Source organism: Chelativorans sp. AA-79 (assembly GCF_029457495.1).
GTDB lineage: Bacteria > Pseudomonadota > Alphaproteobacteria > Rhizobiales > Rhizobiaceae > Chelativorans.
In genome coordinates, this window is sequence record NZ_CP120361.1 from 4628537 (window position 1) to 4644540 (window position 16004).

At 64.3% G+C, this 16004-nt stretch carries 12 protein-coding genes; 6 read left to right on the forward strand and 6 right to left on the reverse strand.

The features are described 5' to 3' along the window. Positions 1–91: 91 nt before the first annotated feature. Together PVE73_RS22595 and PVE73_RS22600 are read left to right on the forward strand one after the other, a co-directional pair. Positions 92–1519: a glutamine synthetase family protein gene (locus tag PVE73_RS22595; RefSeq protein WP_277364404.1), complete on the forward strand. Its 1428-nt coding sequence runs from the start codon at positions 92–94 to the stop codon at positions 1517–1519. A gap of 104 nt (positions 1520–1623) precedes the next feature. After that, a complete protein-coding gene (locus tag PVE73_RS22600; RefSeq protein ID WP_277364405.1) occupies positions 1624–2910 on the forward strand; it encodes an FAD-binding oxidoreductase in 1287 nt (428 codons plus the stop codon). A 9-nt stretch (positions 2911–2919) separates the two neighbouring features. Here the strand turns inward: PVE73_RS22600 and PVE73_RS22605 are convergent, their stop codons facing one another. Genes PVE73_RS22605 through PVE73_RS22615 form a run of 3 tightly spaced genes read right to left on the reverse strand, consistent with a single transcriptional unit; the run spans position 2920 to position 7001 of the window. Further along, positions 2920–4692 carry an SLC13 family permease gene (locus PVE73_RS22605; RefSeq protein WP_277364406.1) on the reverse strand — a complete coding sequence of 591 codons (1773 nt, stop codon included), beginning with the start codon at positions 4690–4692 and terminating at the stop codon, positions 2920–2922. Positions 4693–4740: 48 nt separating this feature from the next. Continuing rightward, complete coding sequence (locus tag PVE73_RS22610) at positions 4741–5487, reverse strand: SDR family oxidoreductase (RefSeq protein WP_277364407.1); 747 nt, start codon at positions 5485–5487, stop codon at positions 4741–4743. Positions 5488–5525: 38 nt separating this feature from the next. Next, a complete protein-coding gene (locus PVE73_RS22615) occupies positions 5526–7001 on the reverse strand; it encodes an aldehyde dehydrogenase family protein (protein WP_277364408.1) in 1476 nt (491 codons plus the stop codon). Positions 7002–7197: 196 nt separating this feature from the next. On the opposite strand from PVE73_RS22615, the gene zwf reads away from it, so the two are divergent. Genes zwf through edd form a run of 3 tightly spaced genes read left to right on the forward strand, consistent with a single transcriptional unit; the run spans position 7198 to position 11277 of the window. Then, on the forward strand, positions 7198–8670 hold the full coding sequence (gene zwf / locus PVE73_RS22620) for a glucose-6-phosphate dehydrogenase (protein ID WP_277364409.1): 1473 nt from the start codon (positions 7198–7200) through the stop codon (positions 8668–8670). After that, on the forward strand, positions 8670–9413 hold the full coding sequence (pgl, locus tag PVE73_RS22625; protein WP_277364410.1) for a 6-phosphogluconolactonase: 744 nt from the start codon (positions 8670–8672) through the stop codon (positions 9411–9413). Before zwf ends, pgl begins: the two co-directional genes overlap by 1 nt. 49 nt (positions 9414–9462) lie before the next feature. Next, entirely contained in the window at positions 9463–11277 is a 1815-nt protein-coding gene (edd, locus tag PVE73_RS22630; protein WP_277364411.1) for a phosphogluconate dehydratase, read from the forward strand. 42 nt (positions 11278–11319) lie between these two features. Here the strand turns inward: edd and PVE73_RS22635 are convergent, their stop codons facing one another. Then, the gene (locus tag PVE73_RS22635; RefSeq protein ID WP_277364412.1) at positions 11320–12813 is read right to left on the reverse strand and encodes a hypothetical protein; all 1494 of its coding nucleotides are present in this window, start codon (positions 12811–12813) and stop codon (positions 11320–11322) included. Then, positions 12810–13079, reverse strand: coding sequence for a hypothetical protein (locus tag PVE73_RS22640; protein WP_277364413.1), 270 nt, complete (start codon positions 13077–13079; stop codon positions 12810–12812). The genes PVE73_RS22635 and PVE73_RS22640 overlap by 4 nt, the downstream gene beginning before the upstream one ends. 179 nt (positions 13080–13258) lie before the next feature. Between PVE73_RS22640 and PVE73_RS22645 the strand changes: the two genes are divergently transcribed. Further along, positions 13259–14929, forward strand: coding sequence for a sulfatase-like hydrolase/transferase (locus PVE73_RS22645; protein WP_277364414.1), 1671 nt, complete (start codon positions 13259–13261; stop codon positions 14927–14929). A gap of 13 nt (positions 14930–14942) precedes the next feature. On the opposite strand, the gene folD is transcribed toward PVE73_RS22645, so the two are convergent. Continuing rightward, positions 14943–15839 carry a bifunctional methylenetetrahydrofolate dehydrogenase/methenyltetrahydrofolate cyclohydrolase FolD gene (gene folD / locus PVE73_RS22650; protein WP_277364415.1) on the reverse strand — a complete coding sequence of 299 codons (897 nt, stop codon included), beginning with the start codon at positions 15837–15839 and terminating at the stop codon, positions 14943–14945. Positions 15840–16004: the final 165 nt, after the last annotated feature.

The following is a 16004-nucleotide window of genomic DNA, read 5'->3' on the forward strand; positions in this document are numbered from 1 at the left end:
GACGTTTCCCGCGATGCCGAGGCCCCGCGGCCCTTTCCTTCCGGTTTCAGCCGGCGCTATACTCGGGCACCCAAGGCTACTCTGGTGATTGATGTTAGAAAATAGGAAGGCAAGCCGCACCAGCAGGGGCGGACGCCGGACACCGGCATTCCTGAAGAATCTGCGTGGCGTGAAGGGCTGGAAGGAGACCTCGGCCTGGCTCGAGTGGCGTGGCATCGAAGATATCGAGTGCATCGCGCCCGATCAGGCCGGCGTGGCGCGCGGCAAGATGATGCCGTCGAAGAAGTTCACTTCGAATACGTCGCTCGCGCTGCCGTCGGCCGTCTTCATGGCCACAATCTCGGGAGAGTATCCGGAGAGCGGCAACGGCTTCACCTATCCCGAAGACGACGGCGACCTGAAGCTGGTGCCAGATCTCTCGACACTCTCGGTCGTACCGTGGGAGTCGGACCCCACAGCACAGGTGATTTGCGATATCGTGCACCAGGACGGGCGCGACGTCGAAATCAGTCCACGCAACGTGCTGAAGCGGGTGCTCGCCAAATATGCAGAGCACGGCCTTCGGCCCATCGTCGCGCCGGAGATCGAGTTCTATCTCGTACACAAGAACCCGGATCCCGACTATCCGCTGACACCGCCCGTCGGGCGTTCGGGCCGGCCGATCGGCGGCGGGCAAGGCTATTCCATCGCCGGCGTCAACGAATTCGACGAGCTGATCGACGACATCTACCATTTCTCCGAAACGCAGGGGTTGGAGATCGACACGCTCATCCACGAGGAGGGCGCAGGGCAGCTCGAGATCAACCTGCGCCATGGCGACCCGATCGAGCTTGCCGATCAGGTCTTCCTCTTCAAGCGCACCATCCGGGAAGCCGCCCTCAAGCACGATACATATGCGACCTTCATGGCCAAGCCGATCCAGGATCAGCCCGGATCGGCCATGCATATCCACCAGTCGGTGGTCACGCTGAAGGGGGGGCGCAACGTCTTCTCCGACGAGAGGGGCGATGAGACGGATGTCTTCCGCCATTTCCTCGGTGGGCTCCAGCGGCACATCCCGAACGCGCTCATCATGCTGGCGCCCTATGTGAATTCCTATCGACGGCTGACGCAGGGGGGCTCCGCGCCCGTCAACACGCGCTGGGGATATGACAACCGCACGACGGCCTTCCGCGTGCCGCGTTCGGACCCGAGTTCGAGGCGCGTCGAGAACCGCATCCCCTCATCGGATGCCAATCCCTACCTGGCGCTCGCCGCTTCGCTCGCCTGCGGACTGGTCGGCATCTTGGAAAAGATCGAGCCGGACGCTCCAGCCGGCACAGCGGTGAACACGGACGTGATCGATCTGCCGCGCGGCCTGCTCGAAGCCGTGGCCCTTTTCGAAGCGGACGAGGCGCTCCGCGACATCCTGGGCGAAATCTTCTCCAGCACCTATGCGGCGATCAAACGGGCGGAATTCGAGACCTTCATGAAGGTGATCAGCCCGTGGGAGCGGGAATATCTGCTGCTGAACGTGTGAGTGGGCGAATAGGGAATAGCGAGTAGTGATCCCATTCGGACCGCCAGCCTAGCACTTTGCGCGAGCTTCTATTCGCTAGTCACCACTTACCATGCGCTGTGCCAATGACCTACCAATCCCCCATTTCACCCGGCTACTCCTGGTACGAAGCAACAGTCGGAGACCGGCCGGAATACCCACCCCTCGACGGCGACCGGCGCGCCGACGTGGCGATCATCGGCGGCGGCTTCACCGGGCTCTCGGCAGCCGCCCATCTCGCGCGAATGGGCGTCGACGTCGCCCTCATCGAGGCGCACCGGATGGGCGACGGCGCTTCCGGCCGCAATGGCGGACAGCTCGGCACCGGGCAGCGGGCCTGGCCGGAGGAGATTGAAGCCGAGCTCGGCTATACCCGCTCGAAGGCGCTGTTCGCGCTTGCCGAGGAGGCGAAGGCGCACCTCCTTCAATTTGCGGAGACGAACGGGATCGAGATCGACTACGTGCCCGGCCATCTCTCGGTGGCCCACAAGCGACGCTATCTCGATGCGTATCGCGCGCATGCGGATATCATGCGCGAGCGCTACTCCTATCCGCATATCACCTTCATGGATGAGAAGGAGACCGCGGAGCGGCTGGGTTCGACCCTCTATTTCGGCGGCGTCCGCGACACCGGAACGGGGCACATCCACCCGCTGAAGCTGGTCGTGGGCACAGCGCAGGTGGCCGACTCATCCGGTGCTCATCTCTTCGAGGAGACGAAGGCAACCGGCATCGAGGCGGCCTCCGGCAAGGTGCGGATAACGACGCCGCGCGGCACGATCACCGCCGACAAATGCCTCGTTGCGACGGATGCCTATGGCGCGGATCTGGAGCCTGCGAGCGCAGCGCACATGCTTCCCATCGGCTCCTTCGTCGGCGCGACGGTGCCGCTCGGGGCGGAGAGCTCCGTTCTGCCCGGCGGCGAGAGCGTAGACGATTCACGTTTCGTGGTGCGGTATTTTCGAAAGTCGATAGACGGCCGGCTGCTCTTCGGCGGACGCGAGGTCTATTCCAAGGGCAATCCCAAGGAAATCCGTGCGCAGATCGGGCGGCAGATCGCCGAAGTCTACCCCTTCCTCCGCGATGTCGAGATCACCCATGCCTGGGGCGGATTCGTCGGCATCACCGTGCCGCGCCGCCCCTTCGTGCGCGAGGTGATGCCCAATGTGATCGCCGCCGGGGGCTATTCCGGCCACGGCGTGATGCTGGCCAATTTCATGGGTCGTCTCTATGCCGAGGCCGTCGGAGGCAACCGCGACCGCCTCAAGCTCTTCGAAGAGCTCAAAATCCCGCCTTTCCCCGGCGGCACGCGCTTGCGCCACGTGCTCCTTTTCCTGGCCCTCAACTGGTATGCGCTTCGGGACCGGATCTAGCCGGAGACGCTAGAGCGGCCAAACGAAGAGGATCGCGGGCACCCCGACGGCGATGATGATCATCTCCAGCGGCAGGCCCATGCGCCAATAATCGCCGAAACGATAGCCGCCCGGCCCCATGATGATGGTGTTGTTCTTGTGTCCGATCGGCGTGAGGAAGGCACAGGACGCGGCGACGGCAATGCCCATCAGGAAAGGATCGGGCGAGACATCCAGTGCCCGCGCCACCGAAAGCCCGACAGGCGCGGCGATCAGCGCCGTCGCCACATTGTTCAGGAAGTCCGAAAGTGTCATCGTGACGACCATGAGAATGGCGAGGATCGCCCAGACAGGCAGCGCACCGGTCTGCGCCACGATGACCTCGGCGATGAGGCGCGTGCCTCCGGTCTCCTCCAGCGCCAGGCCGAGCGGGATGAGCGAGCCGAGGAGCACGATCACCGGCCACTCCACAGCCTCATAGACCTCGCGCGCTCTCATGATGTTGGAGAAAGCGTAGACCGCGACTGCGCCCGCAAGCGCTATTGCAAGAGGCACAAGGCCCGCGACGGCCGTGGCGACCGCCGCCGCGAAAACGCCGATCGTGAACAAGGCCTTCCCACGCTGGACGACATTGTGGCTCCTCTCCGCCAGCGGCAGCACGCCGAGCCAGTCCGCGGCGTCGTTCACGCGGCTTTCCGGGCCGAGCAGAAGCACGACGTCCCCCGGCTTGATCGGGAGCCTGCGCACGCGCTCGCGGAAACGCTGCCCCTGCCGCGAGACGCCGAGCAGGGTGACGCCACGGCGGTAAAGCAGCCTGAGATCCAGCGCCGTGCGGCCGACCATGCGTGCATTGTCGGGCACGATCGCCTCGATGAGGGTCAGCGATTTTCCGGTGAGGCCGCCATGCTTCTCCGTTCCCGGCGTGTCCAGGCCAGCGGTTCCGATGAAGGCTTCGATGGATTTCGGATCGCCTTCCAATACCACATGATCGCCCTTCTGGACTTCATCGCCGGCGGCAAAGCCCGGCAGACGGCGCCCCCGCCGCACCAGGCCGAGCACAGATACGTCGCATTCATCGCCCAGCGGATAGAGCGTGCTCAACGGTTTTCCGACCGCCTTCGAACTCTCCTTCACCCGCGCCTCGGCGATGAAGAGCGACGGCTCGCCGTCCTCCCCCAGCGAAGTGCGCTGGCCGATATCCGGGATCAGGCGCCAGCCCACCAGTGTGACGAAGGCGATACCGACCAGCGCGCAGATGATGCCGACCGGCGTGAAGTCGAACATGGAGAACGGCTGACCCAAAGCGCGTTCGCGGAATTGGGCCACGACGATGTTGGGCGGTGTGCCGATCAGCGTGATCATGCCGCCGAGAATGGTGGCGAACGACAAGGGCATCAGCGTCTGGGAAACGGGCCGCTTCGCCTTCTTCGCCGCCTCGATATCGAGCGTCATCAGCATCACGAGGGCGGCGACATTGTTGATGACGGCCGAAAGGGCGGCACCCACCACCGACATGACGCCGATATGGGTGGAGAGAGGGCGGCCGGCCGATATGACGAAGCGCGCGACAAGCTCGACCGCTCCTGCATTCACCATGGCACGCGAGACGATCAGCACCAGCGCGATGATCATGACCGCCTCATGGCCGAAGCCGACGAAGGCATCCTCCGCCGGGACGACGCCCCCGGCGACGGCGACCACCAGTCCGGAGAAGGCCACCAGATCGTATCGCACCCGGCCCCACACCAGCAGCGCAAAGACGACGCCGAGCAGGCAGAAAAGGAATATCTGTTCGTAAGTCATGAATTGCGAGGCTGTGGCGACCGGGCGGAGGAGCGGAGATCCTGCCTATCAGATACAGCGCCCGCCATCCACCTCCATCGCTACGCCAGTGATGAACTCGGCCTCGTCGGAAGCGAGCCAGAGCGCCGCATTGGCCACGTCGAGAGGCTTGGAAAGGCGACCGAGCGGGACCGTCGCTCGGAACTGGGCGCGCCTCTCCGGCGTGTCCTCGCCGAGGAACTGGCTCAGCATCGCGGTCTCGCCGGCGACCGGACAGAGACAGTTGACGCGGATGTTCTTCGGCGCGAGTTCCACCGCCATCGACTTGGTGGCCGTGATGGCCCATCCCTTGGAGGCATTGTACCAGGTGAGCCCCGGCCGCGGCCTGATGCCCGCCGTCGAGGCCGTGGTGATGATGCATCCGCCGCCTTGCGCCTCCATGATCGGCACCACGGCGAGGGCGGCATAGTACACCGCCTTCATGTTGACGGCGGTGATGAGATCGAAGGTCTGCTCATCCACCTGAAGCATATCGCCATTGCGGTGGGTGAAGCCGGCATTGTTGACCATGATGTCGATGCGTCCATGCGCCTCCATCGCCGCCGCGACCATTTCCTCGATATCGCTTTTCTGGGACACGTCGACCGCTACGGGGATTGCCGCGCCCCCGATCTCTCCTGCGACACGTTTCGCTCCCTTGGCATTGAGATCAGCAACGACAATTTTCGCGCCCTCTTCCGCGAAGCGTCTCGCTATGCCCTCGCCGAAACCGGATGCCGCCCCGGTGATGACTGCCACTTTATCCTTCAGCCGCAATGTTCGTTCCTCTCCTACCGTTCGATCGCAATGGGTTTTCAGCCATGATTGAACACAATCGTCTTCGTGGCGGACATGTCGTAAAGTGCCTCGAAACCCTTTTCTCGGCCATGGCCGGATTTCCTGAAGCCGCCAAAGGGCAGTTCGATCCCGCCGCCGGCTCCATAACCGTTGACATACACCTGGCCGGCGCGCACACGCTTGGCGACGCGATGCTGGCGGGCGCCATCGCGCGTCCAGACACCGGCCACGAGCCCGTATTCGGTCCCGTTGGCGAGGCGGATGGCGCCTGCCTCATCCTCGAACGGAAACAGCGACAGCACCGGCCCGAAGACCTCTTCCGTCGCCAGGGCCGATTCCGGATCGACATTTCCAAAGAGAACCGGCGCATAGTAGAAGCCCGTCCCCGGCGCGTCCTCGTGAATGCGGCCGCGCGACAATATCGGAGTGTCCGCCTCCTCCGCCGCGCGGACATAGCTTTCCACTCGCGCCTTCTGTGCGGGATTGATCAGCGCGCCAAGATCCAGATCGGCATCGTGCGGTCCGGCGGTGAGCGCCGAGAAGCGCTCTGCAAGCGCGGCGACCACCTTTTCATAGATCGGCTTTTCGATGAGGATGCGGCTGCCGGCGGAGCAGGTCTGGCCGCCGTTCTGGATGATGGCATTGACCAACACGGGCAACGCGGCCTCGATATCCGCATCGGCGAAGAGGATCTGCGGGGACTTGCCTCCGAGTTCCATGGTCACGCCGCGGTTGTTGAGTGCGGCGGCCTGCTGGATCGCAGTGCCTGTCACCGGAGACCCGGTGAACGTGACATAGTCGACCATCGGATGCGCCGAGAGTGCCGCTCCCGCCTCGCGCCCATAGCCGGTGACGACGTTTACGACGCCCTCGGGTATCCCGGCCTCCAGCGCCAGTTCCGCAATGCGGATCGCTGTCAGCGAGGCGTCCTCCGCCGGCTTCGCCACCAGCGTATTGCCCATGGCGAGCGCTGCCCCCACGACACGCGCGAGGATCTGCAACGGATAATTCCAGGGCACGATGCCCGCCACCACGCCGTGCGGCTCGCGCAAGGTGAGCGCGGTGTAGCCCTCCAGAAAGGGGATGGTATCGCCATGGATCTTGTCGGCCGCGCCGCCATAGAACTCATAGTAGCGCATGGCCGCGGCGACATCCGCCCTGCCCTGGCGCAAGGGCTTGCCGGTATCACGCGATTCGAGCGCTGCCAGTTCTTCCGCGCGATCCGCCACGAGTCGCCCCAGCCGCGTAATGCGCCGGCCGCGTTCCACCGCCGGCATGCGGCCCCACGGGCCCTCATCGAAGGCGCGGCGCGCGGCGCGCACCGCCCTGTCGACGTCGGTGGCATTCGAGGCGGGAATGGAGGCGAAAACCCGGCCGTCGGACGGGCAGGCGACATCGATCCGCTCGCCGGAAGCGCCGTCGACCATCCTGCCGTCGATCACCTGCTTGAAAGCGCGCCCTTCAGCCACCGTCCTCGACAAACCGTTGTCCATCTCCCCGTTTTCCTTCACCCGAACAGCACGTTCGGCCATTGCGCTTGCATGGCCGGCCAGCAAGCCTATCCTCTGCACGATGTTGCGGGAAGCCCGCCTCTCTGCTGCGCTGCGGCAAAAAGGCGGAGGCAGGGCTCTGGCCTTATTAAATCGATTAGACTATGAAGCGGCCATAGCGAGGAGCTGACGCGAAACCATGACGAGCCAGACGATACCGGTCGAGCCCTTCGATCTCGTGGTGTTCGGAGCCACGGGCGACCTAGCCGAGCGAAAGCTGCTGCCGGCACTCTATCAGCGTCAGCGTGCAGGGCAGTTCAGCGAGCCGACACGAATCATCGGCTCATCGCGATCCGAGCTGAGCGACACGCAATTTCGCGGTTACGCCAAGGAGGCGATCGAGGCGCATGTGGCGAAGGAGGAGATCGACGCAGGCGAGCTCAAGCAGTTCCTCGCCCGGCTTTCCTATATCTCGGCGGATGCCACCACCGGCAGGGGCTTTGACGGGCTGAAGGAGGCCGTGGGCGACAGCCCGCATGTGCGCGCCTTCTATCTCGCCGTGGCGCCCTCGCTCTTCGGCGACATCGTCAACCAGATCGACGCACACGGCATTGCGACGCCGACTTCCCGCGTGATCGTCGAGAAGCCGATCGGACGCAGCCTGGAGACCGCCCGGGAGGTCAACGATCAGATCGGGCGCGTATTCGACGAGACGCGCATTTTCCGTATCGATCATTATCTCGGCAAGGAGACCGTGCAGAACCTGATGGCGCTGCGCTTCGCCAACGCGCTCTACGAGCCGCTCTGGAACTCGGCCCACGTGGATCACGTGCAGATCACCGTGGCCGAGTCAGTAGGCCTTGAGGGCCGCGCGGACTACTACGACAAGGCTGGCGCGCTGCGCGACATGGTGCAGAATCACATCCTGCAGCTCCTCTGCCTCGTGGCGATGGAAGTGCCCTCCTCGCTCGATGCGGACGCGGTGCGCGACGAGAAGCTCAAGGTCCTGCGCGCACTGAAGCCGATCGACGCGCTCAGCGCGGAACGTGCCACCGTGCGCGGGCAGTATCGTGCCGGCGCCTCCAATGGCGGTGCCGTGAAGGGCTATCTCGACGAACTCTCCGGTGGTGTCAGCGATACAGAGACCTTCGTGGCCGTCAAGGCGGAAATCGGCAACTGGCGCTGGGCGGGCGTGCCCTTCTACCTGCGCACCGGCAAGCGCATGGCCACGCGCGTCTCCGAAATCGTCATCGAATTCAAGCCGATTCCCCACTCCATCTTCGGCGATGCGGCGGGCCGCGTCTTCGCAAACCAACTCGTCATCCGACTGCAGCCCGATGAAGGGGTGAAGCAGTGGATCATGATCAAGGATCCTGGTCCGGGCGGCATGCGCCTCCGGCAGATTCCGCTCGACATGAGCTTCGCGGAATCGTTCCAGGAGCGCAATCCGGACGCCTATGAGCGGCTGATCATGGATGTGATCCGCGGCAACCAGACGCTCTTCATGCGCCGCGACGAGGTGGAAGCGGCCTGGCACTGGATCGACCCGATCCTGGCCGCCTGGGAGGAGCGCGCGCAGAGCGTGCAGGCCTACACCGCCGGCACCTGGGGGCCCTCTGCATCCATCGCCCTCATCGAGCGCGACGGCCGCACCTGGCACGAGAGCTTCTGATGGCCGAGGCGATATGGCACGAATTTCCGGCAAGCGAGCCCTTGGCCGAAGCGCTCGCCGAGACGGTGGCCCGGCACTTGGCGGCGGCCGTGGAGCAGCGCGGGATGGCGACGATCGCCGTCTCCGGCGGCAGCACTCCGCCGCCTTTCTTCAGCGCGCTCTCGCGCAGGAAGATCGACTGGCCGCGCGTGACCGTCACGCTCGTGGACGAGCGTTTCGTGCCGCCATCCTCGGAGCGGTCCAATGCCGGGCTCGCCGCCCGCCATCTCCTGCAGAACGAGGCGGCGCAGGCGCAGTTCGTCGGCCTTTACCATCAGGCGGAAACAATCGAGGAGGCCGCCGAGAAGGCGGACGAGGAGATCGGGAGGCTCCCGCTGCCTCTCGACGTCGGCGTGCTCGGCATGGGCCTTGACGGCCATACGGCCTCGTTTTTTCCCGACGCCGAGGACATCGCCCTCAAGCTCCGGGTGGAGGATCGGCGCGTTCTCCCCATATATGCCAAAAGCGCGGGGGAGTCGCGTCTCACTCTTTCATTACCGCTCCTGTGCAGGGCAAGGGTGCTGGTGCTGCACGTCGAAGGCGAAGAGAAGCGCCGAGTGCTCCAGGCGGCACTTACCGAAGAAGACGGCGCGAAGCTGCCCGTGCGCATCGCCGTGGAACAAGCGGCCGCGCCCGTCGGTATCTATTGGGCACCGGGAGGGGCGGACACCCAACGGTCACCGGGCGATCAGTCGGCATCCTGAAGGCATCGAGAGCCCACGCCCGGCTCGACCAAGACAGGACGAGGAAACCATGACCGCAAGGCGAGAGATCGAAGCCGTCACAGCCCGCATCCGAGAGCGCTCGCGCGACAGCCGTGAAGCCTATCTCGCCCGGCTGGACGAGGCCGCTGAAAGCGGCGTCCACCGCGCCACGCTTTCCTGCGGAAACCTGGCACACGGATTCGCTGCATGCGGGCCGCAGGACAAGGCCGCCCTTTCCGGCGGCACGGTGCCCAATCTCGGCATCATCACCGCCTACAACGACATGCTCTCCGCCCATCAGCCTTACGAGACCTTTCCGCAGCTCATCAAGGAAGCAGCGCGCGAGATCGGCGGCGTCGCGCAGGTGGCAAGCGGCGTTCCGGCCATGTGCGACGGCGTCACCCAGGGCCAGCCGGGCATGCAGCTTTCGCTCTTCTCGCGTGACGTGATCGCGCTCGCCACAGCGGTGGGCCTCTCGCACAACATGTTCGACGCCGCCGTCTATCTCGGCATCTGCGACAAGATCGTGCCGGGCCTCACCATCGCGGCGCTGACCTTCGGTCATCTGCCGGCCGTCTTCATTCCCGCGGGGCCAATGACCAGCGGCCTGCCGAACGACGAGAAGTCGCGCATCCGCCAGCTCTTTGCCGAGGGCAAGGTGGGACGGGATGCGCTGCTGGAAGCAGAATCGAAGTCCTATCACGGACCCGGCACCTGCACCTTCTACGGGACTGCCAATTCCAACCAGATGCTGATGGAGATCATGGGCCTGCACACGCCCGGCTCCTCCTTCGTCAATCCGAACACGCCGCTGCGCGATGCGCTGACCAAGGAAGCGGCGAAGCGCGCACTCGCCATCACCGCGCTCGGCAACGAATTCACGCCCGTGGGGCGCGTGATCGACGAGCGCTCCATCGTCAACGGCGTGGTGGGTCTCAATGCGACCGGCGGCTCGACCAATCACACGATGCATCTGATCGCCATGGCGGCGGCTGCAGGAATCAGGCTCACCTGGGCCGATATCGCCGAGATCTCCGAGCAGGTGCCGCTCCTGGCGCGTGTTTATCCCAACGGTCTCGCAGACGTGAACCACTTCCACGCTGCGGGCGGGCTCGGCTTCCTCATCCGCGAGCTTCTGGATGCGGGGCTCCTGCACGAGGATGTGCAGACCGTCTGGGGACCGGGATTGCGCCACTATGCGATCGAGGCCAGGCTCGACGAAGACGGCGGTGTTTCCCGCGAGCCCGCGCCGGCCAAGAGCGGCGACGAGAAAGTACTCGTGCCGGTTTCGCAGGCCTTTCAGCCAACCGGCGGCATCCGTGTTCTCAAGGGCAATCTCGGTCAGGCCATTATCAAGACCTCCGCCGTGAAGCCGCAGCACAGGATCATCGAGGCGCCCGCGCTGGTCTTCCATACCCAGCATGAGCTGCAGGATGCCTTCAAGGCGGGCGAGCTCGACCGAGACTTCATCGCGGTGATCCGCTTCCAGGGCCCCAAGGCCAACGGCATGCCGGAACTTCACAAGCTCACGCCCGTGCTCGGCGTTCTGCAGGACCGCGGCCACAAGGTGGCACTGGTGACGGACGGCCGCATGTCCGGCGCGTCGGGCAAGGTTCCCGCCGCAATCCACGTCACCCCGGAGGCAGCGGAGGGCGGCGCACTCGCCAAAGTGAAAGACGGCGACATGCTGCGGCTCGATGCCGAGGCGGGAACGCTCGAAATGCTGACGGATGCGGAAACGTTCGCCCGGCGGGAGCCCGCTTCGGCCGATCTTTCGCGTGAGCATTTCGGCATGGGCCGAGAGCTCTTCGCAAGCTTCCGACAGATCGTCTCGCGGGCGGACCAGGGCGCAGCTGTCTTCTAGGCTCACGGACACGGTTCCGCGGGGTGCGTCGCCCCTCGCGGATCAAGAGCCTTGGGAAATTGTGTCCAGCTTCGCGGTTGCGAAGTAGATGTGCCGCTTGCCGCCTTTCAGGGGCTCCTCGGCCTGGATATCGAAGTGGACCGACAGAAGCTCGCGGAACACGCCCGGGTGATAATCGTCATACTGGTCATCGCGGTTGGCGAGCAGCGTCTGCACCATCTCGTCCTCCCGGCCCACGAACTCGATCACCAGGGAGGTCCCGAGCCCCGCAAGCCAGCTGATGAAGTCAGCCAGGGGAATGTTGGCGGAAATCACGATGTGATGAACGAGCGCGAGACAGAGCGTGAGCTCCGGCTTCCCGCGCTCCGTGATCGCCTTCCTTTCCGCGCAACGCCAGCCCTGGCTCGGCGAGGCATCCGCAAGGTTCACCACCAGCGGCAGTATGTTTCCTGCGGAACCGCGGTCCTTCTCGCGCCGGTAGAGATGTTCGATCGCCATCCAGTCACCGTCCATGGCGACCACGTAGTCGGTATGTTCGGCCACGACGTGCGAAAACGTCCCCGTGTTACAGCCGAGATCCCAGGCGAGGCGCCAGCGGCGCGTGGCGGCGGCGCGCCGCACGAAGTCGATCTTCCTGTTTAGCTCCGCCTCCTCATAGGAATGCGTTCGATCATAGTCGGCCCAGGTCGTCCTGGTGTTCGCCGGTTCGAGCTTCGAGACGAGCCTTGCAAGCTTCTCCACATTGCGCTCGATCAACGCCTTGCCGAAGCCCGCCTCGGCCAGTGCGCCACGCACATTCCGCCTGCCGCCGGAATAGCGTTTCTGCAGAGCGGCCTGGGCCGCGACATGCAGCAGCACGCCCGGACGCAACAGGTCGCGCGAGGACATGAGCGCCCGCATCTCCTCCGCCGGAATCCCATCAACCCGGCCGCGCAGCCACGGCCGGAAATCCACGCCCTTATAGGCCTGCAGCATCAGCGGATAAAGCAAGAGCTCGCAGAACTGCCTGTAGCCTACCCAAGGCTCGCCCGCGCCCAGCGGCTCAAAAGAGGGAATGTCGATGAAGACCGGTCGTGCTCCGCTCCACTGGATGTTGTAGGCGGAGGAATCCTTCAGGATCATATCGGCGGAAAGGGCGCTTCGCATCAGCTCGAGATGCAGAAGCGCGGCATCCTTCAGCATGCCGAACGACCACTCGTAAGGATAGGAGACAAAGGGGATGCGGGCGTGCTCCACGATGCCGGCCCAGTCTCCCAGGTCCAACCCCTCTGCACGCGCATCGACCGTATGCGTCTCCACCACGCGGCCCTGGTCGCGAAGTTCTTGGAAGAACGGGGCCTTGTCGAGCGCCTGCCAATTGGCGAGCGCCCTCCGGCTCAGATACCGGAATACCCTGCCATCGCGGTAGAAGATCGTGCCGTTCCGGTCGCGGTAGGAGCCGGCCTCGCGTTCTATCCGGCGCAGCGTGTGATCCACGCCTGCGAGGCTGTCGGCGATCGTGCCGGGTTCCGTTTTGAGCGCGCGCGGCTCGTTCACCTCTCCGCCCGCGCATTACCGGAGATGGTCTCCTTATCGGTGTCGACCTCGTGCGGGGCGTTACGCCGAACGCCGATAACCGTCAGGAATTTGTGCCAATAGAGCTTTCCCGCAATCGCCAGGCCCGCGATCCCACCCAGGAGAACCTGCAGGATCATGCTCCCCGTGCCGGCGTCCAGATAAGCATGCGCGCTGGAAGCGGAAGCGCCGACAAACAACAATGAGAGCGTCAGCGGAAACAGATTAGCTGCAATTTTTGGTCGCATCAGAACTGCCTTTCCCTGGTGAATGGCGAACGTGTCCCAGCAAGGTTCAACGTGGATCCGAAACAGACGTTCCTTGTGTCTTTAAAAAAATGTCATAAATCTGTCATAGTCAAAGGCACCCGCTAGAGGAAGCCTTTCATTTTTAAGCGAATGGCTGCTGGCTGCGAGGAGTGCGCTCTATGGCCGAGGAACAGGAGTCGAGCCCCGAAGCGGTAGGTTCTTCTCCTACTTCACGGGCTACGCGCGTTTGGGACGGCTCCTATCCCCTCCACCCATTCCTGTTCGCCATCGCCTCCGTGCTCGTGATGATGGCGCGCAATCTCGACCAGACCTCCATCGCCGATGTCGCGCCCTCGCTTGCGGGTGCACTCCTCTTCGCGCTTACGGTCTATCTGGCGGTGGTGGCGATCCGGCGGCGTTTCGACCGCGTGTCGGCGGTGATCGCCAGCATCTGGGTAATCGGCTGCCTCTTCTATGCCGGTCTGTTCGACCGCTTGAACGGGCTGGTGGACGGCGGCTATTCCATGACGAGAACACTGCCTTTGGCCCTCGCCGCGCTTGCAGCGGCAACGCTGCTGGCGGTTCTCCTGCGCAGAGCGGCGGCGGTGATCCACAGCGTTCTCACCGGGATTGCCGCCGTGCTCCTGATCAGCCCCATCTGGCAGGCGGCAAGCTATGAATGGCAGAACGGCGCCGCTCGCAACGTCTACGAGCCAGAGAAGGCGATGGCGGAGATCGAACCCTTCATCGCACCCGCAAAGGCGAATGGTTCAAGCCGCCCGCCCGACATCTACCACTTCATCTTCGATCGCTACGCGTCGGAGGGGGTGCTGCGCGATCATTTCGACGTCGACAACGGCAGTATCGGCAGTTTCCTGGAAGAGCGCGGCTTCTATATCGCCCGCGACAGCAATTCGAACTACCAGAAGACCGGCCCGTCCCTCGCCTCGACCTTCTACATGGACTATCTCGACCTGCTCGCGGACGACCCGCGCGTGCAGGGCAGCAACTGGCACCCGATCTACGCAATGCTGGACGATCATCGTGTTGCGCGTTTCCTGAAGTCCCGCGGCTACGATTTCATCCAGTTCGGCTCATGGTGGGTCGGCACCTACGACAACCCGACCGCCGACGAGAATCGTCCGCACGGCTTCAGTGAATTCGAGATGCTCTATCTCCGGCGCACGGCCCTGCGCCCGCTGTTCCATGTTCTGCCCGACAGGCCGCTCACGATGCGGCTCGACTGGGACAACGCGCAGTGCCAGCGGATCGCCCCACAGGTGGAGGAAATCAAGGCACTCGGCCAGCGCGACAAGCCGGTCTATGTCTTCGCGCATATCCTCGTGCCGCACGGTCCCTTCAATTTCACGAACGACGGGCGCTGCCTCACGATCGAGGAGTCGCGCAAGCGCGGCGAAGATCAGGGCTATCTGGAACAGATCGCCTATGCGAACCGCATCATCGAGGAGGTGGTCATCGCACTCCAGAGCCCGGACCGCGAACCGCCGATCATCCTCATCCAGGCGGACGAGGGCCCTTTTCCGGAGCGCGACGGGAGGGTCCCGTGGCAGGACGCTCCTCCCAACGAGCTACGGGTCAAGAGCGGCATCCTCAATGCGTATTATTTCCCCAACGGAGATTACTCCGCCCTGCGCCCCGACATCACGCCGGTGAACAGCTATCGCGTCCTGTTCAACACCTATTTCGGAACGGATTTTCCGATCCTGCCGGACCGGATATTCTTCTTCCCCTACGATTCCAGGCTCTACGAATATCACGATGTGACGGACAAGGTCCGCGGCCCCGACATCGCCACCAGGCCTGTCGAGAACCTGCCGCAGCATCCTTGAGCGGCTCGAGAGTCTAAAGAACCGGCGGCTGGCGGCCGGCGGCCCTGCAAGCGGCCGTCAGCGTATTGGCCATGAGCATGGCGATGGTCATCGGCCCCACCCCGCCCGGAACAGGGGTGATGGCGCCTGCAGCCTTCTCGGCCTCAGCATAAGCCACGTCGCCCACGAGCCGCGTCTTGCCCTCGCCCTTCTCCGGCGCGGGAATGCGGTTGATGCCGACGTCGATGACCACGGCGCCCGGTTTGATCCAATCGCCCTTCACCATTTCCGGCCGGCCGACCGCCGCCACCAGGATATCGGCCCCGCGGCAGACGGCGGCAAGGTCGGCGGTGCGGCTGTGGGCGATGGTGACCGTAGCATTGGCGGCCATGAGCAGGTTGGCCATCGGCTTGCCCACGATGTTGGACCGCCCGATGACGACAGCCGAAAGCCCCGAGAGATCCTTGCCGCGCACGCCTTCGATCAGCAGCATGGCGCCGGCCGGCGTGCAGGGCACCAGGGCTTTCGAGACCGCGCCGGCGCCCAGGAGACCGACGTTGAGGATGTGAAAACCGTCGACGTCTTTTTCCGGCGCGATGGTGTGGATGATGCGCTCCGAATCGATGTGCTGCGGAAGCGGAAGCTGTACCAGGATGCCGTTGATGGACGGGTCGCGGTTGAGCGCTTCCACGAGCGTCACCAGCTCCTGCTCGGTCGTGCTCTCGGGCAGCGAGTGCTGTACGGAATGGAAGCCGCATTCCGTTGCCCTCTTCGACTTGGAGGCGACATAGACCTGGCTCGCCGGATCCTCTCCCACGATCACCACCGCCAGGCCGGGCGTGATCCCGCCTGCCTTCAGTTCTTCCGCCGCGCGCGTCACTTTCTCCAGGATCTTGGCTGCGGCCGCCTTTCCGTCGATAATTTGCGCCATGGACCTCTCGCTCCTCCGGATTGCAGGCATTTCCGCATAGGCCGCAAAAGGCGCGAGCGCAATGCCGCCATCGCGCCTCCTATTGCCGCAACCGGCGCAATCCGGACCGCCCTTCTCGGGACCGGAGAAGCCGAAGAGCCGAAAGTCCCGCGAAACGGTTGCATC